29 protein-coding genes are annotated in these 24810 nt (G+C 68.8%); 16 read left to right on the forward strand and 13 right to left on the reverse strand.

Annotated elements, in window-relative coordinates:
• Positions 1–172 precede the first annotated feature (172 nt).
• The 4 genes from ACZ6DT_RS25275 to ACZ6DT_RS25290 all read left to right on the forward strand — a co-directional run bounded on the left by ACZ6DT_RS25275 (position 173) and on the right by ACZ6DT_RS25290 (position 4535).
• A complete protein-coding gene (locus tag ACZ6DT_RS25275; protein WP_465599507.1) occupies positions 173–1531 on the forward strand; it encodes an MDR family MFS transporter in 1359 nt (452 codons plus the stop codon).
• Between the two features lie 11 nt (positions 1532–1542).
• Positions 1543–2379 carry an NAD(P)H-binding protein gene (locus ACZ6DT_RS25280; protein ID WP_465599509.1) on the forward strand — a complete coding sequence of 279 codons (837 nt, stop codon included), beginning with the start codon at positions 1543–1545 and terminating at the stop codon, positions 2377–2379.
• A 745-nt stretch (positions 2380–3124) separates the two neighbouring features.
• Positions 3125–3772: a response regulator gene (locus tag ACZ6DT_RS25285; protein ID WP_465599510.1), complete on the forward strand. Its 648-nt coding sequence runs from the start codon at positions 3125–3127 to the stop codon at positions 3770–3772.
• A 130-nt stretch (positions 3773–3902) separates the two neighbouring features.
• Positions 3903–4535 (forward strand): helix-turn-helix transcriptional regulator, encoded by a 633-nt coding sequence (locus tag ACZ6DT_RS25290; protein WP_465599512.1) that lies wholly within the window; start codon positions 3903–3905, stop codon positions 4533–4535.
• Between the two features lie 316 nt (positions 4536–4851).
• Here the strand turns inward: ACZ6DT_RS25290 and ACZ6DT_RS25295 are convergent, their stop codons facing one another.
• Both ACZ6DT_RS25295 and ACZ6DT_RS25300 read right to left on the reverse strand, forming a co-directional pair.
• A complete protein-coding gene (locus ACZ6DT_RS25295) occupies positions 4852–6135 on the reverse strand; it encodes an ATP-binding protein (protein WP_465599514.1) in 1284 nt (427 codons plus the stop codon).
• 1 nt (position 6136) lies between these two features.
• Positions 6137–6841: a response regulator transcription factor gene (locus ACZ6DT_RS25300; RefSeq protein ID WP_038519243.1), complete on the reverse strand. Its 705-nt coding sequence runs from the start codon at positions 6839–6841 to the stop codon at positions 6137–6139.
• 42 nt (positions 6842–6883) lie between these two features.
• On the opposite strand from ACZ6DT_RS25300, the gene hisN reads away from it, so the two are divergent.
• Positions 6884–7669: a histidinol-phosphatase gene (hisN, locus tag ACZ6DT_RS25305; RefSeq protein ID WP_465599516.1), complete on the forward strand. Its 786-nt coding sequence runs from the start codon at positions 6884–6886 to the stop codon at positions 7667–7669.
• 90 nt (positions 7670–7759) lie between these two features.
• Here the strand turns inward: hisN and ACZ6DT_RS25310 are convergent, their stop codons facing one another.
• The 5 genes from ACZ6DT_RS25310 to ACZ6DT_RS25330 all read right to left on the reverse strand — a co-directional run bounded on the left by ACZ6DT_RS25310 (position 7760) and on the right by ACZ6DT_RS25330 (position 11425).
• Positions 7760–8035 (reverse strand): hypothetical protein, encoded by a 276-nt coding sequence (locus tag ACZ6DT_RS25310; RefSeq protein ID WP_465599518.1) that lies wholly within the window; start codon positions 8033–8035, stop codon positions 7760–7762.
• The gene (locus tag ACZ6DT_RS25315) at positions 8032–8856 is read right to left on the reverse strand and encodes a TNT domain-containing protein (RefSeq protein ID WP_465599520.1); all 825 of its coding nucleotides are present in this window, start codon (positions 8854–8856) and stop codon (positions 8032–8034) included. Before ACZ6DT_RS25315 ends, ACZ6DT_RS25310 begins: the two co-directional genes overlap by 4 nt.
• A gap of 130 nt (positions 8857–8986) precedes the next feature.
• The gene (locus ACZ6DT_RS25320; RefSeq protein WP_465599522.1) at positions 8987–9919 is read right to left on the reverse strand and encodes a hydroxymethylglutaryl-CoA lyase; all 933 of its coding nucleotides are present in this window, start codon (positions 9917–9919) and stop codon (positions 8987–8989) included.
• A complete protein-coding gene (locus ACZ6DT_RS25325) occupies positions 9919–10503 on the reverse strand; it encodes a PH domain-containing protein (protein WP_465599524.1) in 585 nt (194 codons plus the stop codon). The genes ACZ6DT_RS25320 and ACZ6DT_RS25325 overlap by 1 nt, the downstream gene beginning before the upstream one ends.
• A gap of 97 nt (positions 10504–10600) precedes the next feature.
• Positions 10601–11425 (reverse strand): biotin--[acetyl-CoA-carboxylase] ligase, encoded by an 825-nt coding sequence (locus tag ACZ6DT_RS25330; protein ID WP_465599526.1) that lies wholly within the window; start codon positions 11423–11425, stop codon positions 10601–10603.
• A gap of 80 nt (positions 11426–11505) precedes the next feature.
• On the opposite strand from ACZ6DT_RS25330, the gene ACZ6DT_RS25335 reads away from it, so the two are divergent.
• Together ACZ6DT_RS25335 and ACZ6DT_RS25340 are read left to right on the forward strand one after the other, a co-directional pair.
• Positions 11506–12627 (forward strand): C40 family peptidase, encoded by a 1122-nt coding sequence (locus tag ACZ6DT_RS25335; RefSeq protein WP_465599528.1) that lies wholly within the window; start codon positions 11506–11508, stop codon positions 12625–12627.
• A 36-nt stretch (positions 12628–12663) separates the two neighbouring features.
• Positions 12664–13155: a hypothetical protein gene (locus ACZ6DT_RS25340; RefSeq protein ID WP_465599530.1), complete on the forward strand. Its 492-nt coding sequence runs from the start codon at positions 12664–12666 to the stop codon at positions 13153–13155.
• A gap of 130 nt (positions 13156–13285) precedes the next feature.
• Here the strand turns inward: ACZ6DT_RS25340 and ACZ6DT_RS25345 are convergent, their stop codons facing one another.
• Positions 13286–14116 (reverse strand): alpha/beta fold hydrolase, encoded by an 831-nt coding sequence (locus tag ACZ6DT_RS25345; protein WP_465599532.1) that lies wholly within the window; start codon positions 14114–14116, stop codon positions 13286–13288.
• Positions 14117–14152: 36 nt separating this feature from the next.
• Here ACZ6DT_RS25345 and ACZ6DT_RS25350 point away from each other — a divergent pair, with 36 nt between their 5' ends.
• The 5 genes from ACZ6DT_RS25350 (at position 14153) to ACZ6DT_RS25370 (ending at position 16614) form a co-directional block, all read left to right on the forward strand.
• The gene (locus ACZ6DT_RS25350; RefSeq protein ID WP_465599534.1) at positions 14153–14548 is read left to right on the forward strand and encodes a nitroreductase/quinone reductase family protein; all 396 of its coding nucleotides are present in this window, start codon (positions 14153–14155) and stop codon (positions 14546–14548) included.
• Between the two features lie 41 nt (positions 14549–14589).
• Positions 14590–14985: a MerR family transcriptional regulator gene (locus ACZ6DT_RS25355; RefSeq protein ID WP_125789024.1), complete on the forward strand. Its 396-nt coding sequence runs from the start codon at positions 14590–14592 to the stop codon at positions 14983–14985.
• Positions 14986–15321: a thioredoxin gene (gene trxA, locus ACZ6DT_RS25360; protein ID WP_465599537.1), complete on the forward strand. Its 336-nt coding sequence runs from the start codon at positions 14986–14988 to the stop codon at positions 15319–15321. It abuts the gene before it with no gap.
• A 182-nt stretch (positions 15322–15503) separates the two neighbouring features.
• Entirely contained in the window at positions 15504–16127 is a 624-nt protein-coding gene (locus tag ACZ6DT_RS25365; protein WP_465599539.1) for a LysE/ArgO family amino acid transporter, read from the forward strand.
• Between the two features lie 52 nt (positions 16128–16179).
• Positions 16180–16614, forward strand: a complete 435-nt coding sequence (locus tag ACZ6DT_RS25370; protein WP_465599541.1) for a VOC family protein — start codon at positions 16180–16182, stop codon at positions 16612–16614.
• Here ACZ6DT_RS25370 and ACZ6DT_RS25375 read toward each other — a convergent pair.
• The 5 genes from ACZ6DT_RS25375 to ACZ6DT_RS25395 all read right to left on the reverse strand — a co-directional run bounded on the left by ACZ6DT_RS25375 (position 16611) and on the right by ACZ6DT_RS25395 (position 20985).
• Positions 16611–18374, reverse strand: a complete 1764-nt coding sequence (locus ACZ6DT_RS25375; protein WP_465599542.1) for a S9 family peptidase — start codon at positions 18372–18374, stop codon at positions 16611–16613. The two genes, ACZ6DT_RS25370 and ACZ6DT_RS25375, sit on opposite strands and share 4 nt — an antisense overlap.
• A 4-nt stretch (positions 18375–18378) precedes the next feature.
• Positions 18379–18816 (reverse strand): SRPBCC family protein, encoded by a 438-nt coding sequence (locus ACZ6DT_RS25380; protein WP_465599544.1) that lies wholly within the window; start codon positions 18814–18816, stop codon positions 18379–18381.
• Positions 18813–19130: an ArsR/SmtB family transcription factor gene (locus ACZ6DT_RS25385; RefSeq protein WP_465599546.1), complete on the reverse strand. Its 318-nt coding sequence runs from the start codon at positions 19128–19130 to the stop codon at positions 18813–18815. Before ACZ6DT_RS25385 ends, ACZ6DT_RS25380 begins: the two co-directional genes overlap by 4 nt.
• 67 nt (positions 19131–19197) lie before the next feature.
• A complete protein-coding gene (locus tag ACZ6DT_RS25390) occupies positions 19198–19905 on the reverse strand; it encodes a lysoplasmalogenase family protein (protein WP_465599548.1) in 708 nt (235 codons plus the stop codon).
• Positions 19906–19974: 69 nt separating this feature from the next.
• Positions 19975–20985: a GlxA family transcriptional regulator gene (locus ACZ6DT_RS25395; protein WP_465599550.1), complete on the reverse strand. Its 1011-nt coding sequence runs from the start codon at positions 20983–20985 to the stop codon at positions 19975–19977.
• 44 nt (positions 20986–21029) lie between these two features.
• Between ACZ6DT_RS25395 and ACZ6DT_RS25400 the strand changes: the two genes are divergently transcribed.
• From ACZ6DT_RS25400 to ACZ6DT_RS25415, 4 genes are all read left to right on the forward strand, one after another.
• A complete protein-coding gene (locus ACZ6DT_RS25400) occupies positions 21030–21812 on the forward strand; it encodes an NAD(P)H-dependent oxidoreductase (RefSeq protein WP_465599552.1) in 783 nt (260 codons plus the stop codon).
• Between the two features lie 190 nt (positions 21813–22002).
• Positions 22003–22818 carry an SRPBCC family protein gene (locus ACZ6DT_RS25405; RefSeq protein WP_465599554.1) on the forward strand — a complete coding sequence of 272 codons (816 nt, stop codon included), beginning with the start codon at positions 22003–22005 and terminating at the stop codon, positions 22816–22818.
• Positions 22819–22886: 68 nt separating this feature from the next.
• Positions 22887–24038 (forward strand): sensor histidine kinase, encoded by a 1152-nt coding sequence (locus ACZ6DT_RS25410; protein ID WP_465599556.1) that lies wholly within the window; start codon positions 22887–22889, stop codon positions 24036–24038.
• Positions 24035–24697, forward strand: coding sequence for a response regulator (locus tag ACZ6DT_RS25415; RefSeq protein ID WP_465599558.1), 663 nt, complete (start codon positions 24035–24037; stop codon positions 24695–24697). The genes ACZ6DT_RS25410 and ACZ6DT_RS25415 overlap by 4 nt, the downstream gene beginning before the upstream one ends.
• The last annotated feature ends 113 nt before the right edge of the window (positions 24698–24810 follow it).

Below are 24810 nucleotides of genomic sequence, written 5' to 3' on the forward strand. Positions count from 1 at the left end.
TCGTACGGTCGAGCGGGACGAATTCGAGGTGATCGCCAAGCGCGAAGAGGACCGCATCCGGTTCGGATGACGGTTGAGCCTTTTCCCGTCTTGGCGGGGATCCGGGGCTGCTTTCGAGCACTGCTCCGCGTCCCTCGCGTTCCCTCGTTTCTTCCAGTGAACGGATCTTTTCTTGAGCACCGCTCTCGGCGCGCCTCCGCGCGCCCGAAACACCCTTGCCCTCGTCGGGCTCTTCGCCGCCGTGTTCCTGGCGATGCTCGACGCCCAGGTCGTCGCGACCGCCCTGCCGCGCATGGTCGGCGAACTCGGCGGCGCGACCTCGTTCGCCTGGGTCACCACCGCCTACCTGCTGGCCGGCAGCGTCAGCGCGCCCGTCTACGGAAAACTCGGTGACCTCTTCGGCCGTAAGCGCGTCGTGCTCGTCGCGATCGCGTTGTTCGTCCTAGGCTCCCTCGCCTGCGCGCTCGCGCCGACGATGCCGCTGCTGATCGCCGCCCGCGCCCTGCAGGGCATCGGCTCCGGCGGCCTGTTCGTCGCGGTCGCCGCGATCATCGGCGAACTGTTCCCGGGTCGCGAAAGCGCCCGCTACTTCGCCTGGTTCTCGATCTGCTTCGCCGGCTCCTCGCTGGCGGGCCCGGTCGTCGGCGGCGTCCTGACCGACCTCGCCGGCTGGCGGTCGATCTTCGGCGTCAACGTGCCGATCGGGCTGCTCGCGTTCGGCGTCGTCGCGCGATTCCTGCGGCTCGAACGACGCCGCAAGACCGCACCGTTCGACTTCGCGGGCATCGTCGTGCTGTCCGGCGCGATCGTCGGCCTGACCCTCGCGACGCCGCTTTCGGCGTCCATCGGCGCGGTACTGCTCGTCGCCTTCCTGGTCATCGAACGCCGGGCGGCCGAACCGGTCATCCCGCTTCGGCTGTTCCGCGCCAGGATGTTCGGCCTGAGCGTCTTGGCCGGCGCCGCGGCCGGGTTCGTCTTCCTGGGCTCGGTCAACTACCTGGCGCTCTTCCTGCAGACCGCGGGCGGCGCCGGACCTTCGGAGGCCGGACTCCTGCTGCTGCCCATGACCCTCGCGGTCGCCGCGTCGTCGATGGTCGCGGGCCGGATCATCGCCAAGACCGGGGCCTACCGCTGGGCACCGATCCTCAGCATGACCCTCGGCCTCGCCGCCGCGCTCGCCATGTCCACAATGGACGAAACGACGCCGCTGCCGCTCGTCGTCGCCTATCTCGTCGTGTTCGGCGCGGCGGCCGGGCTCAACATGCAGGTGCTTTCCATGGCGGCTCAGCAAGGCGTCGCCCGGACCGACCTCGGCGCCGTTTCGGCGACCGTCGGCTTCCTGCGTTCCCTCGGCACCACGGCCGGACTGACCGTTTTCGGCGCGGTGTTCACGAACGCCTTCACCTACGACAGTCCCGCCGGGTACGCCTCCGCGCTCGATGGAGTGTTCTGGGTGATGGTCCCCGCACTGGTGATCGGCCTCGCCGCTTCCCTCTTCCTGCCCCGCGTTTCCCTGCGGCGCGACCGCTAAGGAGTCTTTCGATGATTCTCGTTCTCGGTTCCACCGGCAAAATCGGCCGCGAACTCGTTCCCGCCCTGCTGGACAAAGGCGCCCGGGTGCGTGCTCTGACACGCGACCCGGCCCGCGCCCGGATCGATCCGCGTGCCGAGGTCGCCGTCGGTGATCTCGACGCCTTCGATCCCGCGCTGCTCGACGGTGTCGACCGCGTGTTCGTCCTGACCTCCGGGCACGGCTCGGACCCGCTCGCCCAGGAACGAACCGTGCTCAAGGCCGCCACTGGTGTCGCGCACATCGTCAAACTCTCCACCACCGGAGTCCATTTCGGACAGACCGATCCGATCTCCCTCGTGCACGCCGAGGCCGAACGGGCCGTGCGCGAGGCCGGGCCGGACTGGACGATCCTGCGTCCCGGCACCTTCATGGACAACCGGTTCGCCTGGCTGCACGCCGTGCGCGGCGACGGGGTCGTCCGCGTTCCCGAAGGCGATCCGGCGTCCGCGCTGGTGCACGTCCGCGACATCGCCGAAGTCGCCGCGACCGTGCTGACCACCGAAGGGCACGCGGGCAGGACCTACCCGATCACCGGTGGCGAAGCACTCACGGCGCGGCGGCAGGTCGAGATCCTCGGCGACGCGCTCGGGCGGTGGCTGACGTACGTCGAAGAGCCCGAGGCCGACTCTCGAGCCCGGATGCTCGGGTACGGCTGGCCCGCTTCCGCGGTCGACGGGATGTTCGAGCTCAAACGGCAGTCCGCCGGGAACGAGGAGATCGTGTTCGGCACCGTGCGCGAACTCCTCGGCCGGGCGCCGCTGACGTTCGCCGACTGGGCCCGCGAGCACGCCGCCGCCTTCGCCTGACCTGCGGAAAGGGAGCAAGGGACCTTTGCTGTCGCCTGGGTCCTTTGAGTGCATGAAGGCCCCCTTGAGGGACCCAGAGTCCGTGAAGGCCTCCTTCCCTACTTTGAGGGTCAGGATCTCGGCAAAGTCGCATAACCACTGGTCAAGTGGGTGCTGCGGTGAAAGGGGCGGGTTCGCCACAGTCGCCTGACATCTTTCTCGACTGTCCACATAGGACGCAACCGGGTCGATAGTGCCAGATTTGGGCGTTTTCCGACCGGGTCGTGAGTGAAAAAGAGGGTTCTAGCCCTAAATTTCACTCACGACCCCAGTCGAAAAACGTACATAACCGCATCAAATGGACATCCAGCGGCCGAATGATGTCCTTTGTGGACAGTTGACGCTCAAGACACTCTGTCATCCGCCCCCGTCAAAAGTCCAGTTCGAGCCCCAAGCGCCACCGACCAGCGGCTATGCGACTTTGCCGGGACCCTGACTTTGAGGGTAGTGAAGGAGGCCTTCACGGACACACGTCCAAGGAGATACGGGCAGGGAGAGCAAGGGACCTTTGCTACCACCCACCCGCAACTCCTTCGCGTACTTGTGACTCAACGTTGCGCCGAAAGAGTTAAAGGGTTGGGCACGCCCCGTTGATACGCGACACTCATCAGGCGTTTAATTCTCGCCGGTCCGCCGTCCGGACCACGCGTTGTCCATGTCCGGCCCTCTCGCTAACGTGCCGCGCCGGGGAGACAGGGGGAACCAAATGAACGAACGCCTTCGCGTGCTCGTGGTCGACGACCATCCGTTGTTCCGGTTCGGGGTCTGCACGCTGCTCGCCGACGAGCCGCGGATCGACGTGGTCGGCGAGGCCGCGAACGGCGCGCACGCGATCAGCGCGGCGAGCGCCCTCGCACCCGACGTCGTGGTCATGGACCTGCATTTGCCCGACATCAGCGGCGCCCAAGCGACCGGGCACATCGTCGCCGAACAGCCCGGTGTCGGCGTACTCATGCTGACCATGGCGGACGAAAGCGAATCCGTGTTCTCCGCGATGCGTGCCGGGGCCCGCGGATATCTGCTGAAGGACGCCGAACCCGACGAAATCATTCGTGCCGTGCACGCCGTCGCGAGGCGCGAAGCGATCTTCGGGCCCGACATCGCGACGCGGGTTCTCGGCTTCTTCAACCGCACTCAACCGAGTACGGACACGATTTTCCCGGAACTGACCGTCCGCGAACGAGAGGTCCTCTCGCTCATCGCGGGCGGGCACAGCAACACCGCCATCGCCAGCACCCTGTGTCTCAGTCCGAAGACGGTACGGAACCACATTTCCAACGTCTTCAGCAAACTTCACGTCGCCGATCGCGCCGAAGCCATCGTGCGCGCCCGCAAGGCCGGGCTGGGTATCTGAAAACCCCAATAAGGGCGGCTTTTCGGGCAATGTCAGGACCGGAGTCCCATGCGCCCGGGACACCTCACCCGGCAGGGTGAGCAGTGCGAGGGGTGGGGCCCTCGCACCGTTCGAGGGGAATGGGAATCACATGTTCGAACCGAACCGGACGCCCGTGGTCGTCCGCGCCACCGATCCGATTTTGCACAACGGCGTCTGCATGACGCTCCGCTCCCGTGACGATGTCCGGCTGGTGGACGGGGAGACCGCCGACCCGGCGATGGTGGCCCTCCTGGTCACCGACCGCCTCGACGAGGCGATGACGCAACTGCTGTCCGCACTGCATCACCAGGGGTTCACCCGCATCGTGCTCGTCGCGGGTGAAGTCGACGACAACGAGATCCTCGGCGCCATCGAGCACGGCGTCTGCGCGGTCGCCCGCCGGTCCGAGGCGGGCGCAGATGTCCTGGTCCGGCTGATCAAGGCGGCCGCGGCCGGAGAAGGCGCACTGCCGCCCGACCTGCTCGGCAGGCTGTTGCACCGGGTTTCACGGCTGCAACGTCAGGTGCTGCAGCCGCGCGACCTGCAAGTCGGTGGTATTAGCAGCCGGGAGACCGCGGTGCTGAAACTGGTCGCGTCGGGGTTCTCGACGCAGGAGATCGCCGATCAGCTCTGCTACTCACAGCGCACGGTGAAGAGCATCCTGCACGACGTGACCAACCGGTTCCAGCTCCGAAACCGTTCGCACGCCGTGGCCTACGCACTGCGTGAGGGATTGATCTGACCCGTGATCACCGAGGTCGACGAGGCGTTGTGCCTGCTCATCGCGCCTCAGCTGCCGGAGGGGACGGTGGTCCGGTTGGATCCGCCGAAACCTGCCTGGCAGCCGAGAGGCGGATAAAACCGTTGGTCAAATAGGCGTTGCGGGGCAGAGGCGGGCTGACACTTTCTCGCTGTCCACAGGGACGCCTCTGGGGCGACCGTGCCCGATTCGGCGGTCGAACAGTGTCGTCATCCGGCCCCTTCGGATGGCCAGTCCGAATCACCGAGAGCGCCACCGACCAGCGGCTATGCGACTTTGTCGGGACCCTAGGGAGGTCCTAGCGCGGGACCCGCTCGGCAGGCCAGCGCACTTCGGCCACATCACCCGGCCGGGGCACCTTCAGGAAGAGACTGAACACCGCGGGCTGCTTGCTCGACAGCTCCAGCCGTCCGCCGTCTGCCTCGGTGAGCGCGCGGGCGAGCGCGAGCCCGACGCCGGTCGAGCCGCCGCCGGAGAAACCGCGTTCGAAGATGTGCGGCGCCAGCTCGTCGGGCACGCCCGAGCCGGTGTCGGCGACCTCGATGACGACGGTGCCCTCCGTGTCGCCGCGCCGGGCGGCGAGCGTGACCGTTCCCGCGCCGTGGCGGAGCGCGTTGTCGAGCAGGACGCCGATGACCTCGCGCAAGCGGCCCGGCGTCGCCCTCGCCCGCAGCCCTTCGGTGACCCGGATCCGCAGATGCCTGCCTTCGGCGCGAAGCAGCTGTCGCCACTCTTCGGAAACCTCGGGGAGCACTTCCGGCAGGTTCACCGGCTCCGCCCCGACCTCACGCGCCGCCCGCGCGGCGGCCAGCAGCTCGTCGAGGGCTTCGGCGAGCCGGTCCGCCTGTTCCTGCGCGGCCTTCGCCTCGTCGACGACGTCCTGATCGGGGTGGACGGTGAGCGGTTCGAGCCGCAGCTGCAAGGCGGTCAACCGGCTCCGCAGCTGGTGGGAGACATCGCCGACGAGCTGGCGTTCCCGCTGGACCAGCTGCGCGAGCGCCGAGCCGGACGCGTCGAGCGCTTCGGCGACCATGTCGAGTTCGCCGACGCCGTAACGCTTGGGATCCGGCCGGAAATCACCGCCGCCGAGTTTGACCGCGCGATCCGCGACGTGTCTCAGCGGTTTCGCGAGCCTTCGCGCGGTCACCGTCGCGACCACCGTTCCGGTGCCCACCGACAGCACGACCAGCAGGACTACGAGCAGCGTCACCTGGGTCTGTCGGGTGCGCATCGGCCCGGCGGGCACGGCCAGTTCGACCTCGCCGTGCAACGCGATCGGCGCCCGCTCGGACACCACGTCCGAGCCAGGATCGGAGCCGTACCGCTTCTCGATCTGTCCCTGCGCGCGGACGGTCAGCAAACCGCCCTGCGGCACGGCGACCCGGACCAGGTCGAGGTTGATCGGCTGGCCGACGGCGATCTCGTTGTCCAGCGTCGCCGCGATCCCGCGGGCCGAGGAAGCGAGGTTCTCGCGGTTGAGGTTCTCGACCAGCTGCCAGGCGGTGATCCCCAGCGGGATGCCCAGCACCGCCGCGGTGACCGCGACGGCGAGCAGGATCGCCAACAGGATGCGACGGCGCATGCTATTCCGCGTTGAAGCGGAAGCCGACGCCGCGGACCGTGGCGATCCGCCGTTCGCCGTCGCCGTTCCCGCCGGGTTTACCCGCTCGACCGGCGGCTTCGTCGGCCGCGATGGCGAGCTTCCTGCGAAGCCAAGACATGTGCATGTCGAGGGTCTTCGAGGTCTTCGATTCGAGGTCGTTCCACACCTCGGCGAGGATCTCGTCGCGGCTGACCACCTGACCCGCGCGGCTCATCAGCACCCGGAGCAGCTCGAACTCCTTGTTCGCCAGCTGCACCTCGTGCAGGTCCACGGTGACCATCCGGGCGCCGAGGTCCATCCGCACTCCCCCGGCTTCGAGCACATCGGGTGCCCGGCGGCGGAGCAGCGCCCGGATGCGGGCCAGCAGTTCGGCGAGCCGGAACGGCTTGGCGACGTAGTCGTCCGCGCCGGCGTCGAGCCCGACCACGAAATCGACCTCGTCCGTGCGCGCGGTGAGCATCAGCACCGGTACCTCGGTGCCGCTGGCGCGCAGGCGGCGGCACACCTCGAGCCCGTCCATGCCGGGCAACCCGAGATCGAGGACCAGCAGATCCACCCGGTCGCTCTCGGTCGCGTCGAGAGCGGCGGGACCGTCGCCGACGACACGCACCTCATACCCCTCCCGCTGAAGTGCGCGGGAAAGCGGATCGGCGATGGCCGGGTCGTCCTCGGCGAGTAGCACCATGCTCACCTGGCCAACTCTACGACTGCCGGGCGTGAAAGCATCGTGACCGTGCCTGGCTACGAGAATGATCTGGAACTCGCCACCCGGCTGGCCGACGCCGCCGACGCCATCACCACCGCCCGGTTCCGCGCGCTCGACCTGGCCGTGGCGCGCAAACCCGACCGGACGCCGGTGACCGACGCGGACACCGCCGTCGAAGACGCCATCCGCGCGATCCTCGCCGCGGACCGGCCGGAAGACGCGGTGCTCGGCGAGGAACGCGGCGGCACCGCGGCGACCGGCCGCGCCTGGGTGCTCGACCCGATCGACGGGACCAAGAACTTCCTGCGCGGCGTCCCGGTCTGGGCGACGTTGATCGCGCTGGTCGAAGACGGCGCGCCCGTGGTGGGGATGATCAGCGCGCCGTTGCTCGGCCGCCGCTGGTGGGCCGCCGCCGGTGACGGCGCCTGGATGAGCGACTCCGCCGGTGAGCGCCGCATCTCGGTGTCGAAGGTCGCTTCGCTCGAAGACGCGTATCTGTCCACAACGGACCTGAACTCATGGGTGGAGTACCACTCACGAGAGAAGTACCTCGACCTCGTCGACGCGTGCTGGGAAAGCCGCGCCTTCGGCGATTTCTGGCAACACTGCCTGGTCGCCGAAGGCGCGCTCGACGTCACCGCGGAATGCATCGTGAACCCGTGGGACGTCGCGGCCGCCCAGGTACTGATCACCGAAGCCGGTGGCCGGTTCAGCGACCTCGACGGCGAAGCGCGCTACGACAACGGCTCGGCGCTTTCGACGAACGGCCTGCTCCACGTTGAGGTCTTGGCGATCCTGAAGCGCTGAGTCACGCGCGGGCCGGGCATGTCGCGAAAGCCACTTTCGGGACACCAGACGTCGCGAAAGTGGCTTTCACAACTCCTTGGCCAAGGCGGGTCACTGCGCACCGGGAAGAAGACCGACGGCGCCGCGCGCGACCTGAGACCAGGCGAGGCGGCCGAAGAGGTAGTGGCAGGCGACCTGTTCGCTGGTGAACCGGGCCCAGTCGTACCGGTTGCCCTGCTCACGCCAGAAGACCTCCCAGGCGGGCTCGGCGTCTTCTTCCTCAGTGCGCATGAGACACCAGGCGTTGTCCGCCTCCGCGCCGACCGAGACCACCTCGGCGGGCACCCCCAGCGCGGCCAGCCACCGCAGGATCGTCCCCGTGTTCACCGAACCTCCCCCGTGACGTCCGCCAGGAAACCCAGCGTGACGAGTTCATCGGCGCCCAGCACCGTGCGAAAGCGCACCCCGCCGCCCGGCTGGCCGAACCATTCGGCGGTCACCGATCGCCAGACCGGCAGCGGCCGGACGACGCGATAACGCCGGTACGCGGTGACCTGGCCCGGCGGCAGCGAGCGCATCGGGAACAGGGTCCCGTCCTCGGCGAACACCCGGCCGTGCTGATCCCCGAAGCGATCGAGATGGGTGGCGGCTTCGAGCATCATCGGCGTCGCCGGGTCGATACCGCCCTCGGGGAAGAGTTCGGCCGGAGGCCACAGATAGCCCGTTTCGCCGACGAAGCGCGCTGTCCAGTCCTCTTGGGACGTTCCGCCCCACGGGTGGTGTCCCCTGATCAACGCCGGCGGGGGAACGACGGCCGGAGTCGTCGGCGATCGCCGGAAGCCGCTGCTGACGTGCGACAACGCGTCCAGATCGTCCAGCACTTGCGCTTCGGGGTGATCCTGCGGACCGGAACCGCCGTCGGGCAGCGGCAACTGGCGCGCGGGTTTCCCCATCGCGACCGGCAAATGCCCGATCGGGAACATGTGCACGAGGAACAGTGCGATCACGCTCTCCCGCTCGGTCCGCAAAGCCCCCATGGGCGGCGGGGCGGCGGGCTGAGGAGGGAACGGCACCCGCAACGGCCCCACCGCGGGCGGCCAAGGCGAAGGCGCGTACGGAGCGCGCGCCCCGTGCGGTGGTGTCGGGGCGTCGTCGTACAGGACGGGCAGCCGGATCGGGCCCGTTCCGGCCTCGCTCGGATCGGTCACCGCACCTCCCCCACGGAATTCGGACCCCACCGGTGAAACGGGGGGAGGCAGCGGACAGGACGCGTTACGACCTTAGCGCCGACCGGCGTTCTCGTCGGTGGATACCCGAAAGCGCGTCGGCGGGTGGACCTCATCCGGCGAGCGCGTTGACCACCCGGGACGGGCTCGGCCTGCCCAGCTTCCCGGCCATCCACTTGCTCGCCGCCACCAGCGCGTCGAGGTCGACACCGGTTTCGACGCCGAGACCGTCGAGCATCCACACCAGGTCTTCGGTGGCGAGGTTCCCGGTGGCCGATTCGGCGTACGGGCAGCCACCGAGCCCGCCGGCGGAGGAGTCCACAGTGGACACACCGCACCGCAGTGCCGCCAACGTGTTCGCCAGCGCCTGACCGTAGGTGTCGTGGAAATGGACGGCCAGGCCGTCGACGTCGGCGAACTGCCCGATCAGTGCTTCGACCTGGCCCGCGGTGGCGACGCCGATGGTGTCCCCGAGCGAGAGCTGCGAGCAACCCAGGTCCAGGAGCCGTTTACCCACTCCGGCGACCTGCGTGGCCGGGACGGCGCCCTCCCACGGGTCGCCGAAGCACATCGACACGTACCCGCGGACGTCGAGGCCTTCGGCGCGCGCCCGGGTGACGACCGGCTCGAACATCGCGAACTGGTCGTCCACCGTCGAGTTGAGGTTCTTCTTGGCGAAGGTTTCGGTGGCGCTGGCGAAGATCGCGATATGCGAAACCCCGGCTTCCAGCGCCCTGTCCAGCCCGCGCTCGTTCGGGACGAGCACCGGGTACCGGACGCCCTCGCGCTTTTCGAGCCCGGCCAGGAGCTGCTCGGCGTCGGCCAGCTGCGGCACCCATTTCGGGCTCACGAAACTGGTCGCCTCGAGCGTGGTCAGCCCGGCACCGGCGAGCTTGTCCAGGAATTCGAGTTTGACCTCGACCGGGACGATCGACTTCTCGTTCTGGAGGCCGTCACGCGGACCGACCTCCCAGATCGTCACCCGCTCCGGCAACGCGGCGGCCGACGGGACGCGGTCGGGCAGGTCCAGCTCTCGCGTGCCCATCAACGCCGCCGGTTTCCACGCGGCGGGGGCCCTTGCGGCGGCAGGGGTTCGGTCTGCTGCGGCGCGCCCGCGGCAGGAGGTGCGAAATCGTCGTACGGGTTGTCGTTGACTTCGCGGTAGATCACCGTGTGCACGCGCTCGACCTTGGGGATGTCGTCGAACTTCAACGGTTCGTCCGAAGCGGACTCGATCACCAGCGTGCCGCAGCCGAAGACGCGGTCCAGCAGGCCGTGCTCGAACTGGACGCTGTTGATCCGCGACAACGGGATGTCGATCCCGGTCCGCTTGACCACGCCCTCGCGGGCGATCAGCCGGTCCGTGGTCACGATGAAATGTGTCGTGCGCCAGCGGACGAACGGGGCGAGGAAGAGCCACACGACGAGGCCGAGCCCGACCGCGGCGATCGCGATCTCCGAGATCAGGTCCCACGGGGCCGGCGCGTCCTTCGCGATCACGGCCAGCCAGATGCCCACGCCGAGCGTGACGATCAGCGCGAGGAAGGGGAAGATCAGCATCTTGAAATGCGGGTGACTGTGCACCACGACGTGCTCGTTTTCGCTGAGCAAATCGTCCGGATAGGCCACGACGGTCGCTCCCAAGGTATGTTCGGCGCTGGTGAGCTCACCGTACCGGCGAACGGTCCCGGCGGAAGAGGAGACGCCGGAAAACGAAACGCACGGATCAGGGCTTGGCCTGCCGGACGTGGACGACGTCTCCGGCGAACACCGTGTACCGCTCACCACCGGGAACGTCGACCTGGAGCTGGCCGGCGGGATCGATGTCGGCGGCACGGCCGGTCAGCGCCGAGCCGTCGGGCAGCTGGACCTCGACATCCTGGCCGAGCGTGGCGCAATGCCGCCGGTAGTCCCCGAGCAGACCGGCCTCGGCCAGCGAGCCGCCGGCGAGCCGCCAGCGGCGTTCGAGCTCGTCGAAACCGGTGAGCAGCCGCGTGGCGATCTCGGCGCGGCCGGTCTCCGTCGCCCCCTGCTCGGCCAGCGAGGTCGCGGGCAGGCCACCGGGCCCGGCCGGGACGTTCTCGCCGAGCGGCAGCACGTTCAGGCCGATGCCGAGGACCACGGTGGTCTCGTCACCGGCGGCGGCCTCCGCCAGAATGCCCGCGCACTTCGCGCGCCCCGGACCGGCCAAAACGTCGTTCGGCCACTTGAGGACGGCGTCGACGCCCACGCTCGCGGCGACCTCCCGGACCGCGAGCCCCGCGACCACGGAAAGTGAACCCAAATTGCTGAACGGAACCCCTTCCGGACGCAGCAGCACACTGACGTAGAGGCCGGATCCCTTCGGTGAGGACCACTGCCTGGCGCGGCGGCCGACGCCGGCCGTCTGCTCCTCGGCGATCAGCACGGTGCGGTCCTCGGCCCCCTTCGCGGCGGCTTCCCGCAGGTCGGCATTGGTGGACCCGGTGCTCGCCACAACCTGGATCGCGGCGTATCGGCCGGACAGCACGGCACTCAGACGCTCGGCGTCGAGCGCTCCCGTCTCACTCATTCGTCCAGAATATGAGAGTCCCCCTAACGTGCAAGGCGTTCGCTCGTTACGCAGAGGTGGTCTCCAATAACCTGGACGGCGTGACCAAGCCCGATTCCGCCCCGAGCGCGCCCGAAACCAGCAAGAAGAAGTCGTGGGCGCACGGCGTGGCGATGCGCGGCCTGGTCGCTCTCCCGCTGGTCGCGGGACTCGCGACGGCGGGCTGGCTGCTCGCCGGCGGCAACGATCCGGCACCGGCCGACGGGAACCAGCCGGTCCCGGTCCCGGCCGCCAAACAGGATCCGGCCACCGTCGGCGGCGGCGCGGGTCCGTCGGTCCTCGAAGTCAGCGCGCCGGTCAAGGCCCAAGAGACACCGAAGGGCGCCCGTCCGCTCGAAGAGTGGGCCACCAAGCTCGCCGGGCCACTCGACATCCCGGTGAAGTCGCTCATCGGCTACGCGAACGGCGAACTGGCGCTGCGCGGCGAGCAGCCGAACTGCCACCTGTCCTGGGTCACCCTGGCCGGGGTCGGCGCGGCGAGCTCGAACCACGGACGCGGCGGCGACAACCCCCTCGGCCTGTCGGCACAGCAGTGGAAGAAGCACGGCGCGTCGATCCCCGGGATCGCGAAACCCGCACTCACCGACCCCGACTCCGCGTCGGTCGCCGCCGGCCGCGCACTGTGCGCTTCCGGAGCCGACCTCGGCGGCGGCAACGGCTGGTGGAAGGCGATCGCCGGCTACCAGGGCGGCAAGGGCAACGAAGCCGAGCTGTTCCGCCAGCGCGTACTGGGCAACGCGCAGCTGTACGCGACCCTGTCCCTCGACCCGGCGCGATCCGGCAGCCCCGCCGTGAGGGCGACGCGGTTCGCCCTCGGCCAGCTGGGCCTCCCGTACGTGTGGGGCGGCAACGGACCGGAAGCCGGCGCGGCGGGCTTCGACTGCTCCGGACTGACCAAGGCGTCCTACGACGAGGCCGGAGTCGCGCTCCCGCGGACCGCGGACAGCCAGTTCCGGGCACTGCCGCAGGTGCCCGGCGGTCAAGAACCGAAACTCGGCGACCTCGTGTTCTACGGAAACCCGGCGACGCGGATCCATCACGTCGGGCTGTACCTCGGGAACGGCCTGATGATCAACGCGCCCACCCAGGGCCAGGCGATCCAGATCCACACGTACCACTCGAAGGGCGACGACTACACCGGCGCCGGACGGCCCGCGGCCTGACCTTCGGGTGCTGGGCGCGTGGCTACCGTGGTGCTCATGCATTCGATCGAGTTCCGCAAGGTCTCCGACGCGACAAGGCGATCGGCCAAGGGGAGAACGACAGCCGCGCTTGAGCTGCTGATCGATGGCGTCTCCTTCCTGGAACTGGTGCGCCAAGCCGAGCTTCCCGACGCGCTCGCGGAACAGAAGGAGCGCGCCGAGGAGTTCGCGCCGGAACCGGCGCCCTTGCTTGCCGGGGATTACGGTCCCGTGACCCGGCTCTCCGCAGAGCATCTCCTCGGGGACGCGCCGGATGAGGTTCCGCACGGCGCCGACGACGACGAGCACATGCTGCTGGGATGCTCGTGCGGCATCGTCGAATGCTGGGCATTGGTGGCGAAGATAGCGACCGACGATGAGACGGTGACCTGGTCGGGTCTTCGCAATACGTACCGGGAATGGAATTACGACACCATCGGGACTCTGACGTTCTCGCGGCAGCAGTACGAAGAGTCGCTGCACGTGGCCTTCGGCGCCGTGGTGTCGTGAGTGTCTCGGGTCCCCTCGCGCTCGCGTGAAGTACATGAAGGCCCCCTTCCTGTACCTAGGCGCAAGGAAGGGGGCCTTCATGTACTGGCGTCGCCGGATCAGGTGTGCCGGACGAGCACGAAATCGCAACTCACGAGTGCTCGGCCAGCCACTCGAGCGCGGCCTCCCCATGGCGAAGCACCGAAATGTGCCCGTCCTCGAGAAAAGTGCGCGACTCGGCCGCGGCACACTGCCCGGCCAGCCATTCGCCGTGTGCGAGCGGCGCGATCCGGTCCGCGCCACCGTGCAGGAGCAGGACCGGGGCCTTGACGTCGGACGGGTGAAATCCCCACGGCGCGACGTACGCGAGATCGTCGTCGATCAGTGCGCCGGGGCCGCCCTCGATCGCGGGGCCGACGACCTCGAGGAGCCATTTCCAGTCACCGGCGAGGGCCGCGTGATCCGAGGCCGTGAACATCTCGGCGTCGTATCCGGCCGATGCCTCGTAGTCCTCCTTTGCCTCCCGGCCCGCCAAGGCGGCCGTCAGCGAGCCGACTCCCGCCGCGCTCATGCCGTCGAAGTAGTCCAGCCCGTCGGCGTCGTACGGGGCCACGCTCGCGACAGCGGCCATGGCCGAGACCCGTTCCGGCAGCAGAGCCGCGCAGGCGAACGCGTGCGGTCCGCCACCGGAATGCCCGAAGACCGCGAACCGCTCGATCCCCAAGACGTCGGCGATCTTCTCGACGTCCGACGCCGCCGACGCGACGTCTCGGCCGGGCCGCGGCGACGAACCGCCGTAACCGGGCCGGTCGTAGGAGACCCACCTCAGTCCGAGCCGCGCGGCGGCCGGGAACAGCGGGGCAGGTGGGGCGCCGATGTTCGGGGTGCCGTGGTGCCAGAAGACCACCGGACCGGTGCCGCCCGTGTCGTACGTGTGGAGGGTGGTCCCGTCCCCCAGGTCCAAGTCGGACTCGTTCACCATGGGCCAAGCGTAGAGCCGTCAGGCACTCTGGACGACATGTCGCGCTTTCACGAGATCAAGCACCGGGTGGCCACGACCTTCCAGCGCCACGTCGGCAACCCGCTCCTCGTCCGCCTGCCGAACCAGCCGGTCCTGGAGACCACCGGCCGCAAGTCCGGGGTGCCCCGGCAGACGTCGATCGGTGGCCGCAGGGTGGGCCGCGAGTTCTGGATCGTCTCGGAGTTCGGCGAGAAATCGCACTACGTCCGCAACATCCAGGCCGATCCGCGCGTCCGGGTCCGGCTCAAGGGCCGGTGGCGCACCGGCACGGCGCACCTGCTCCCCGACGATGACCCCCGCGCCCGCCTCAGGGCGCTGCCGAAACTCAACAGCGCCGCCGTGCGGGCGATCGGCACGAACCTCCTCACCATCCGGGTCGATCTCGACGAGTGAACGTTTGCCTTGACGCCGAGGGCAAGGTTTACGCTCGGATCATGCGGATCGGCGAACTCGCCGCGCGCACCGGAACCACCACCCGCGCGCTGCGTTTCTATGAGTCACAAGGGCTTCTCGACGCACGGCGCGCGTCGAACGGCTACCGGGAGTACGACGAGGACGACTACCGCCTGGTGCACGAGATCCTGACCCTGCAAGCGGTCGGGCTCAGCCTCGAGGACACCAGGCCGTTCGTCGAGTGTCTGCGCGCCGGGCACGAGACCGGCGACTCGTGCGCCGATTCGATCGAGGTCTACCAACGCAAACTCGCCGAGGTGGACGCCTGTCTGGCCAGGCTCAACGACGTGCGGGACAGTCTGCTGACCAAACTGGCGGGCGCGTTGAAAACGCCGCCGGGGCCGTGCGTCGTCGTGCCGCGAACCGAGGAGGCCTGAATGTCCCTTTCCGTCGTCACCGACGAAACCTTTCAAGAGCTCGTCCTCGACCAGGACAAGCCCGTCCTGGTGGACTTCTGGGCGCAATGGTGCCCGCCCTGCCACATGATCGCACCCGTCCTCGCGGAGATCGCCGGGGAACGCGCCGACGCGCTGCTCATCCGCAAGCTCAACTCCGACGAAAACCCGCTCACGGCAAGGAATTATCAGGTCATGTCCTTGCCGACGCTGATCCTTTTCCGCGACGGGAGTCCGGTGTGGACGACTGTCGGCGCGCGGCCGAAGGCCAAGTTGCTGGCCGACCTGGACGCCGTTCTGGAGCAGGCCGTCGTCTAGTGAGGGCAAGGCGAACGTGACGGTCCAGAGGCGCCGTTAATTGTGTTGCGTGCGGGGGCGTCCGTTCGCATCCTTCACCACATGACTTCGACCCTCACCTTCCTGTCCTCGTCCTCCGTCGTCCGACGGGTGCGGGTTCAGCAGCAGGCCGGGTCCTGGCGGAGGCCGGCACCGGTCCTGCCGTGAGCGCCGCGCTCGTCGCGGGCCTGCTCGCCGGATATGGCATCGCCATCCCGGTGGGCGCGGTCGCGACCTATCTGGTGGTGCTGACAGCGCGGGCGGGGCTCAAGATCGGCGTGTACGCCGCGTTGGGAGTCGCCACGGCCGACGGGCTGTACGCCCTGCTCGCGGTCCTCGGCGGCGGCAGGCTGATCCCGATCATCGAGCCGATCGCCGAACCGTTGCGCTGGGTTTCGGTGGCGGTGCTGCTCGGGCTGGCCGTCCACATCGGAATCACCGGGGTCCGGAACTTCCGTGCCTCCGCGAAAGCCGAGGTGACCCAGCCGGTCGCGATCGGCCCGGTGAAGGCGTACGTGAGCTTGCTCGGGATCACGCTGCTGAACCCGACGACGGTGGTCTACTTCGCGGCGCTGGTACTCGCCAGTGAGGACATGGCCGCGGCGAGCGGGGCGGAGCACGTGGTCTTCGTGCTCGCGGCGTTCGCCGCTTCGGCCAGCTGGCAACTGTTCCTGGCGGGCGGCGGCGCCGTGCTCGGCAAGGCGTTGACCGGACGCCGTGGACGGCTGGTGACCGCGCTGGCGTCCAGCGCGCTCATCACCGTGCTCGGCCTCCGCCTGTTCTGGTGACGGCCGGGGATCGAGGACCGTGGTTGTCCGCATCTGTTGCGAGGCTGTGCCCATGACCGAAACGAAGGAACGCCCCGCCTCCCTCCACTCCTACCTCGCCTACCAAGATGCCCCGAAGGCGCTTCGCTGGCTTGAACGCGCCTTCGGGTTCGAGACCGTCACGGAGTTCCCCGATGACAAGGGGTTGATCCTGCATTCGGAACTGCGGCTCGGCGGAGTCGGGATCATCGTGTTCAGCGCGGAAGAGGATTACGACCGCCCGGCCCGCAAGGGCGAAACGGTCGGCCACGGCCTCTATGTGAGCCTTCCGACGCAGGAGGCCGTGGACGCCGTTTTCACCTCCGCCGTCGAAGCCGGCGCGGCGACGGTCTGGAAACCGGAGAACACCGAATGGGGTAACTACCGCTGCCGCGTCGACGATCTCGAAGGCTACGAATGGACTTTCGGCACGTACATCCCCGGAGAACCGCAGACCGATTGGAGCTAAAGCAACCGCGCGAACCACTCGCGGGTGCGGCGGAGCAGGTCCAACTGGTGTTGCCGTTCGGAGATCTTATGCCCTTCGCCGGGATAGACGACGAGGTCGTGTTCGACGCCGAAGTGGCGTAGCGCGCGGTGGAAGAATTCCGCCTGCGACAAGGGGACGTTCGTGTCTTCCGCACCGTGCACGATCAGCACGGGGGTCTCGATCTTCGACGCGAAGGAGATCGGGCTGAGCTGATCGTGCCGGTGCGGGCCAGTCCCTTCCCAGCCGATACTCCCCCCATGCGCGGATTCCACCAGCGGACCGAGTTCGCCGGTCGCGGCGAGCATTCCCCAGTCACAGATCCCGGCGACCATCAGCGCCGCCTTGAACCGCCGGGTCTGCCCGACGGCCCAGGCCGTCATATATCCGCCGTGACTCCCGCCCGCGATCCCGAGCCGCTCCGGATCGGCCACTCCTTCGGCGATGAGGAGATCGATCCCGGTCTCGAGATCGCTCCATTCCTCCAGGCCTACCCGTCCCGCGACGGAAGCGGCGAATTCATGCCCATGGCCTTGTCCCCCACGGGGATTCGGCAGGAAGACGGCGTGCCCTGCCAGGGCCAGCCACTGCGCCGACGGGAACCAGCCGAGCATGAAGCGGTCCGCGTACCGATCGTACGGTCCGCCGTGAACCACGGTGACCAGCGAGAAAGGCCCGTCGGCCCGGGTCTTCCCCGGCGGCAGGACGAGCAGGCCGTCCAAGGCGAGGCCGTCGGACGCCTTGTAGGACAATCGTTCCTGCGAGCCCCACGAAATTCCGGTGAACTCCGGCGCCGTATCGCTGACTCGCGTCAACGCTCCACCCAAAGGTCCACAGTGGACATCTTTCGGCCGATATGCGGTGCTCAGGACGGTGACCACGATCTCGCCGTTCGAGGCCAGCGCGTCGGCTTGCCCGTGCCAGAATGACACTTCGCCGTCGCCGAGCCGATGGAGGGCCGTGTCGAGCCCGTCGGCCACGAGCACCAGAGGAGTTCCGGAATCGACCTGCGCGAGCCTGATCGGGCAGGCCGATTCCGGTGTCAGGTTCCGGTGCTCCCCCGTTTCCACGGGCACGTCGAAGACCGCCCAGCCGCCCACCGGTTCCGGAGTCCCGAGATACGCGATGTGCCAGCCGTCCTCGTCCCGCCACCAAACGGGGCTGGTGGTTTCGAAAGCGACCCGGCCTAGATCACGCCGTTCTCCGGTTTCCAGGTCCAACAGGGAAAGCCGGGGTTCGAGCCCGCCTGGGTCGAGTTCCGGGGTCGGCCACGTCACCACCGCGAGCGCCCCGTCGTCCGGGCGGCGGGCCACGTCGACGACGTGCTCTTCGAGCAGCGTCGTGATCTCGCCGGTTCGAGGGTCGTAGCTCCGCAGCCGCGCCGGGCGAAGACTCTCACTCCAGACCCGGACGGCCGGAGCGAGCGTCTCGTCTTCGGCGATGAACACGATCCGGTCGCGCAGCGGGAGGAATCCGGTGATCTCACTTCGCCAAGCGAACAGCGGCCCGTCCACCGAGTGAATCCGGCCGTCGTTCAGAAAGTAGAGAGAATCCGGCGACCACCGGGGCGAGGACCCCTCGGCCAGCTTTCGCGGCTTTTCACCGCCGTCCACGGCGGCGAGCCAGATCTCGGGGACGCCCTTCGCGATGGTCGCGACCTGGTAGGCGATCCACCGCCCATCCGGGGAGAGCACGGGTTGCGACGGGACACGACTGTCGACGATCAGCTCAGCGGTCAGCATGTGTTCATCCTGCCGATAATTTCTTCCCCAGGTCGTCGAGCCAGTTGCCGGTGCCCTGTTCCCGCCAGCTCGGTTCTTCGTGGCCGTCGAGGTAGGTCGCCTGCTCGATCAACGTCAGCCGGGTGCCGGCTTCCTCGGCCTCCAACAGAATCGTCGTGACCGACACGGTCGCCAGGACGTCGTCCGCGGAGAGCGTCCCCGCGTAGACGATCCGCTCGTTTTCCGCGATGTCCTCGTAGCGCGCTTCGAAGACCATCCGCTTGTCGCCGGCGGGGCCGCTGATGGTCTCGCGGCCGCCGACGCGGAAGTCCAGGGAATACCCGCCGCCGGGCACGGTGATCCAGCCGGCTTTCTCGTCGGGATCCGCCCAAGCCGCGAAAACGCGTTCCGGCGGCACGGGGTAGACGCGCTCGAGGGTGAACGTGGCGTGTTTGACGGTCATGACCGGTTCCCTTCATCGGAGTCCAGAAAGCCACCAAGGCGATCGAGCCGGTTTTCCCAGCCGGTGCGCTGCCCGCCGAGCCAGTCCTCGGCCATCCTCAGCCCCTCCGGTTCGAGCCGGCAGGTCCGCACGCGGCCCGCCTTTTCGGAGCGGACGAGGCCGGCGGCCTCCAGCATCTGGAGGTGCTGCATCACGGCGGGCAGCGACATCGACAACGGCTGCGCGAGCTCCCCCACCGAGGCCGGTCCACGGGTGAGGCGCTCGATCAGTTCGCGGCGCGTCCCATCGGAAAGCGCCTTGAACACCTGATCCATGCGTTGGTTAGGCACATGCTTAACTATCCACCCGCGACGGGCGTTAGTCAAGTAAACGCTTAACTTTCTAGTCCTCCGCGGTCATGCCTTCGACGAGCAGCCACTGCGAGGCGAGGTACGACGTCAGCACGAAGGTCTCCAGATCGGCCCGCACCCGCTCACTGGTGACGAAGTTCCGGCGGATCAGGATCGCCAGATCCGACGCGGAGAACAGCAGCGCGCCGGCGGCGATCCAGGTCCGGCGGTCACCCGACGGGACCACCATCCCGCCCGAGACCTTGGCCTTCGGCGCCAAGGCCGGGTCGGCCGCGAGGGTCGACGTCGTGCTCAGCAAAGCCCCGTAGACCGAAAGCACCGAAGACACCGGAGACGGCTTCGGCAAGGCCATCGCGACCGCGGCCGCGGCCCACGTCGCCAGCCGGGGCGGCGCGGTCGCCGCGCGTGGACGAGCACCGCGACGCCACAGCAGCGCGGAGTACAGCACCTGCATCACGCCGAACGACGTCGCGCCCCGGATCAGCTGGCCGTCCTCGTCGGACCTGCCCATGAAGTGGTCGCCCGCCCCCGCCGCGACCAGCGCGGCGACGAGCAGGCCCTTCTCCCCCGGCGCGAGCCCGCGCGCCCGCGCGACCCTGGCGGCGAGCACCGGGACCGCGGCCGGTTTGGTCGCGAGTCGCAGCTTCCGATTGCCCGTCCTGGCGGAGTACACCGTGCCGATCGCGGCTGCGCCGAACAGGACCCTTTCGGCGAGTTTGAAGGCCTTCACTGTCGGCACTGTCGGCACTGTCGGCACTGCCCACCTCCGGAACTTATCCTTGGGTAAGTTACCAGGAGGTCAGCTGTTTCAGGCGGCTTCGCGGAAGGTGTTCCGATACGCGCTCGGCGAGACCCCCAACGCCGCCTGCAAGTGCTGGCGCAGCGACGCGGCCGTGCCGAAACCCGCCTCGGCGGCGACCTTGTCCACCGGCAGGTCGGTCTCTTCGAGCAGCTGACGGGCCCGTTCGATCCGTTGCTGGGTCAGCCACTGCAGCGCCGAAATCCCGACTTCGTCACGGAACCGCCGCGTGAACGTCCTCGTGCTCATCGCCTCTTTCGCCGCCAGCTCGCGCAGCGTCAGCGGACGATCGAGATTCTCCAGCGCCCAGGCCCGCGCCGCCGCCGTCGACGAGGACTGCGGCTCCGGCACCGGACGCCGGATGAACTGCGCCTGCCCACCTTCGCGATGCGGCGAGACGACCGTGCCACGCGCGACCTCGTTCGCGATCGCGGCACCGTGGTCACACCGGATCATGTGCAGGCAGAGGTCGATCCCGGACGCGACACCCGCCGCGGTCAGGACGTTCCCGTCGTCGGTGTAGAGCACGCCTGCGTCGAGGTCGACCTTCGGGAACTTCGCCTGGAAGTCCAGCGCCGAACGCCAGTGCGTGGTCGCCTTCCGGCCGTCGAGCAGTCCGGCGGCGGCGAGTACGAAGGCACCCGTGCAGATCGACGCGATCCTGGCCTCCGGCCGGATCAGCTCCAGCGCCCGCGCGAGCGGTCCGGTGAGGTCGTGGCCCGAGGGTTCGTATTCGGTGGACGAGGCCGGGATGACGACGGTGTCGGCCTCGGCCAGCACCTCCGGGCCGAGCGGGACCGAGATGGTGACGTCGGCGTCGGTCCGGATCCGGCCGGGTTCCGGCGTGCAGGTGACGACGTCGTAGAGCGGCTCGCCGTCGGCCGATTTGGCCGTGCCGAAGAGCCGGATGACGATGCCCAGCTCCATCACCAGCATTCCGTGCCGGACCAGCACGGCGACCCGATGGCGACCGGGATGCCCGAAAAAGCTCATGGCTTGATTCTTGCACATGTTGGCCATCGGGCCACTCGCGTCGGGCGCCGGATCGCGCGACGGTGGGGTACATGAACGTGTTGTGGATCTTCGCTCACCCGGAACCCCGTTCCCTCGGCGGCTCGCTGCGCGACGAAGGCGTGCGCACTCTTCGCGCTCAGGGCGCCGAAGTCCGGGAATCAGACCTGTACGCGATGAAGTGGAAGCCCGTCGTCGACGCCGACGACTTCGGCCGGGCCGCTTCCACGGACCGGCTCGTCGTCGGCTCGACGTCGAAGACCGCCTTCGAGACCGGCGAACTCGGCGAGGACATCCGCGCCGAACACGAGAAACTCACCTGGGCGGACGCCGTGATCATCCAGTTCCCGCTGTGGTGGTACGGAATGCCCGCCATCCTCAAGGGCTGGTTCGACCGCGTCTTCGTCAAGGGATTCGCCTACGGTGTCCGACGTCCCGACGGCAGGACGGCGCGCTACGGCGAGGGGGCGTTGGCCGGAAAACGCGCCATGGTCGTGCTGACCGCGGGAGCGCCGGAGGCCACGATCGGACCGCGCGGCGTGAACGGCGAGATCGGCGACCTGCTGTTCCCGTTGCAGCACGGAACCCTGTGGTACGCGGGGATGTCCGTCCTCCCGCCCCTGACGATCTGCGGCGCCGACCGCGTGTCTCCCGAGCAGTACGAGGCCGCCGCCGAGGCGCTGCGCGAACGGCTGCGGACGCTGTCCACTCGCGACCCGATCCCGTTCCGTCACCAGAACGGCGGCGACTACGACGAGGATCTGGTCCTGCGCGAAGACCTCGCTCCCGACCGAAGCGGGATCGGTGTCCACGTCTCCAGCCCGGGACACGCGTGATTGAAGACGGAACTCGCGTGATTGGAGGCGGAACTCGCGTGATTGGAGGCGGAACTCGCGTGATTGAGCGGCGAACTCCGTGTTACGGCTTCAAGCACGCGTGTTACGGCTTCGAGCACGCGTGTTCGGCCCGGTTGACCTAGTATTACGTCGCGGTTATATTCCCCGTGAGGCACATTAGGAGGTAACCGTGCACCCACGCGCCCAATTGAAAACCGTCGGAGACCGTCCCGCGCTGCGGATCGAACGCCGTCTCGCGCACCGGCCGGAGCGCGTCTGGCGGGCGATCACCGAACCGTCGGAGCTCGCGAAGTGGTTCCCCGCGGCGGTCTCGGTCGATCTGCGACCGGGCGGGACCATCGAGTTCACCTTCGAAGGCGAAGAGACCCCGACAGCGGGCGAGGTCCTCGAAGCCGACGCGCCTCACGTGTTCGCGTTCAGCTGGAACGACGACGTGCTGCGCTGGGAGATCACTCCGGAGGGCGACGGCAGCCGTCTGCTGTTCACGCATACCTTCGGCCGGGGTGAACCCGCCATCGCCAGGATCGCGGCGGGCCGCACGGCCGCCGGCTGGGACAGCTGCCTCCTCGCGCTCACCGCCCTGCTCGACGGCGAGGACCACGAGCCGCCGCAGGACTGGGTCGGCCCTATCGAGGCCTACACCGAGGAATTCGGGCTCGCCGACGGTGAAGTCCTGGAAACCGGCGACGGCAAGGTGATCCGCTTCCGCCGCGACCTCATCTGGAAACCGCTCGACGAGGTCTGGGCGCTTCTCACGCGCGAAAAGGCGTCGGGCACGGTCATCCGCGAAGAACCGCCGCGGCTGCTGGAACTCTCCCTGCCACACGGCGTCGTCCGTTGGGAGTTCAGCCACTCCGACCTCGACGGCACCATGGTCGAGGTGACGCAGACCGTCCCGGCCGGACAGGACGACGCCGTGCCCGAGGCGCTGCGAAGCTGGCGCGAGAAGCTGAAGGAGTTCTTCGCGGCAGCGCACGGAAGGTGATCTCCACCTTGGGGATGACCTCCACCGGACGGACGCGCACACGCCACCCGTCCGGCTAAGTTCGCCGTATGAAACAGCCGTCGGCGCTCCCCCAGCGGGTGGCGTACGCGATCGACGCGCTCCTCGCGCTGGTGCTCGTCGTGGCCGTCGGCGGGAACCTCGCCGCGAGGACCTGGACGTTCCTCGTCGCCATGCCGATGTGGCTCGCCTGGGCGACGGTCGCCGCCAGCGGGATCGCGATCGCGCTGCGGCGCCACCGGCCCCTGGTCGCCTACGGCCTCGGCCTCGGCAGCCTGATTCCGGCCTTGCTCGCCGGCAACGGGCTGGGCCCGGCCGCGCTCCTGGCCACCGCTTGCGCCCTGTACACCGTGGCGCTGGAACACCCACGGGCCCGCTCGCTGATCGCGATGGGTCTCGGCCTGGTCGTCGTCATGATCTTCGAGTTCCTGCGGCTCGGGCCGAACACGATCGCGTCGACGGCCTTCGCGGGCGGCGGGGTGGCGGGCTCGTGGGCACTGGGCTGGATGACGCGGCAACGGCGCGCGAACCTGGCCCAGCTCGCCGAAACCCAGGCAGATCAGGCGGTCTCCGACGAACGGCTGCGCATCGCGCGCGAAATGCACGACGTCGTCGCGCACAGCATGAGCCTGATCGCGGTCAAGGCGGCCGTCGGCAATCACGTCGCGAAGGAACAGCCCGAAGAAGCCCGCGAAGCGCTGCGGGTCATCGAACTCACCAGCCGCGAAACCCTCGTCGAACTCCGGCGGATGCTCGGCGTCCTCCGCTCGGGCGACGGGACACCCGAAGCGGCACTCGGTCCCGCGCCGAAACTCGCCGACCTACGGACCCTCGCCGAACGCGCCGGACAGGCCGGAGTGCGCGTCGAGCTGACCGGCGAGGCGGTGGACGACCTCCCCGAAGGCGTCGCGCTTTCGGTCTACCGCATCACTCAGGAGGCGGTGACCAACGTCGTGAAGCACGCGGGTCCGTCGGTCTGCCGGGTCGCGATCAGCGAAGGTCCCGGCGAGGTCAGCGTCGAGATCGTCGACGACGGGCGCGGAGAAGGCTCGCCGTCGACCGGTGGCGGACACGGCTTGATCGGCATGCGCGAACGCGTCGCCGTCTACGGTGGTGATTTCGAAGCGGGCCCGTTGCCCGCCGGGGGATTCCGGGTGTTCGCGCGGCTGCCGTACGCCGCCAAGGAAGTGGGGACACGATGATCCGCGTACTGATCGCCGACGACCAGGCGTTGCTGCGCGGCAGCTTCCGCGTACTCGTCGACAGCGCGCCGGACCTCGAAGTCGTCGGCGAGGCGAGCGACGGCGCGGAGGCGGCGGAACTGGCCGAGAAGGAACGTCCCGACGTCGTGCTGATGGATGTCCGCATGCCGGAACTGGACGGGATCGAAGCGACCCGGCGGATCTGCGCGTCGGCCGCCACCGAAGGCGTCCACGTGCTGATGCTGACGACCTTCGACCTCGACGCCTACGTCTATTCGGCCCTGCGCGCGGGCGCCAGCGGATTCCTGCTGAAGGACACCCCGCCCGCCGAACTGCTGACCGCGATCCGGGTCGTCGCGGCGGGTGAAGGACTGCTCGCCCCTTCGATCACGCGAAGGCTCATCGCCGAATTCGCCCGGCTGCCCGAACCGGGCCAGCGCGTCGCGGCCTCGCTGGACAGCATCACCACGCGCGAACGCGAGGTCCTGAGCCTGATCGCGCGTGGCCTGTCGAACGACGAGATCGCCGGGTCCCTGCACCTCGGGCTGGCGACGGTGAAGACGCATATCGGCCACCTCCTGCACAAACTCGCGGCACGGGACCGGGCGCAGCTCGTCATCGCGGCCTACGAGTCCGGTCTGGTGCACGCCTCCGTCTAGCGGTCGGTCCCGGGGGGGGGGGGGGGGGGGGGGGGGGGGGGGGGGGGGGGGGGGGGGGGGGGGAGAGGAGGGGAGGGAGGGGGGGGGGGGGGGGGGGGGGGGGGGGGGGGTGA

Source organism: Amycolatopsis sp. NPDC041971 (genome assembly GCF_055588925.1).

Bases quoted from the DNA above. Each gene is read 5' to 3' on its own strand.
- ACZ6DT_RS25280 (WP_465599509.1), top strand. From the start codon at position 1,543: ATGATTCTCGTTCTCGGTTCCACCGGCAAAATCGGCCGCGAACTCGTT.
- ACZ6DT_RS25285 (WP_465599510.1), top strand. From the start codon at position 3,125: ATGAACGAACGCCTTCGCGTGCTCGTGGTCGACGACCATCCGTTGTTC.
- ACZ6DT_RS25290 (WP_465599512.1), top strand. From the start codon at position 3,903: ATGTTCGAACCGAACCGGACGCCCGTGGTCGTCCGCGCCACCGATCCG.
- ACZ6DT_RS25295 (WP_465599514.1), bottom strand. From the start codon at position 6,135: ATGCGCCGTCGCATCCTGTTGGCGATCCTGCTCGCCGTCGCGGTCACC.
- ACZ6DT_RS25300 (WP_038519243.1), bottom strand. From the start codon at position 6,841: ATGGTGCTACTCGCCGAGGACGACCCGGCCATCGCCGATCCGCTTTCC.
- ACZ6DT_RS25320 (WP_465599522.1), bottom strand. From the start codon at position 9,919: ATGGGCACGCGAGAGCTGGACCTGCCCGACCGCGTCCCGTCGGCCGCC.
- ACZ6DT_RS25330 (WP_465599526.1), bottom strand. From the start codon at position 11,425: ATGAGTGAGACGGGAGCGCTCGACGCCGAGCGTCTGAGTGCCGTGCTG.
- ACZ6DT_RS25340 (WP_465599530.1), top strand. From the start codon at position 12,664: ATGCATTCGATCGAGTTCCGCAAGGTCTCCGACGCGACAAGGCGATCG.
- ACZ6DT_RS25345 (WP_465599532.1), bottom strand. From the start codon at position 14,116: ATGGTGAACGAGTCCGACTTGGACCTGGGGGACGGGACCACCCTCCAC.
- ACZ6DT_RS25350 (WP_465599534.1), top strand. From the start codon at position 14,153: ATGTCGCGCTTTCACGAGATCAAGCACCGGGTGGCCACGACCTTCCAG.
- ACZ6DT_RS25355 (WP_125789024.1), top strand. From the start codon at position 14,590: ATGCGGATCGGCGAACTCGCCGCGCGCACCGGAACCACCACCCGCGCG.
- trxA (WP_465599537.1), top strand. From the start codon at position 14,986: ATGTCCCTTTCCGTCGTCACCGACGAAACCTTTCAAGAGCTCGTCCTC.
- ACZ6DT_RS25370 (WP_465599541.1), top strand. From the start codon at position 16,180: ATGACCGAAACGAAGGAACGCCCCGCCTCCCTCCACTCCTACCTCGCC.
- ACZ6DT_RS25375 (WP_465599542.1), bottom strand. From the start codon at position 18,374: ATGCTGACCGCTGAGCTGATCGTCGACAGTCGTGTCCCGTCGCAACCC.
- ACZ6DT_RS25380 (WP_465599544.1), bottom strand. From the start codon at position 18,816: ATGACCGTCAAACACGCCACGTTCACCCTCGAGCGCGTCTACCCCGTG.
- ACZ6DT_RS25385 (WP_465599546.1), bottom strand. From the start codon at position 19,130: ATGGATCAGGTGTTCAAGGCGCTTTCCGATGGGACGCGCCGCGAACTG.
- ACZ6DT_RS25395 (WP_465599550.1), bottom strand. From the start codon at position 20,985: ATGGCCAACATGTGCAAGAATCAAGCCATGAGCTTTTTCGGGCATCCC.
- ACZ6DT_RS25400 (WP_465599552.1), top strand. From the start codon at position 21,030: ATGAACGTGTTGTGGATCTTCGCTCACCCGGAACCCCGTTCCCTCGGC.
- ACZ6DT_RS25410 (WP_465599556.1), top strand. From the start codon at position 22,887: ATGAAACAGCCGTCGGCGCTCCCCCAGCGGGTGGCGTACGCGATCGAC.
- ACZ6DT_RS25415 (WP_465599558.1), top strand. From the start codon at position 24,035: ATGATCCGCGTACTGATCGCCGACGACCAGGCGTTGCTGCGCGGCAGC.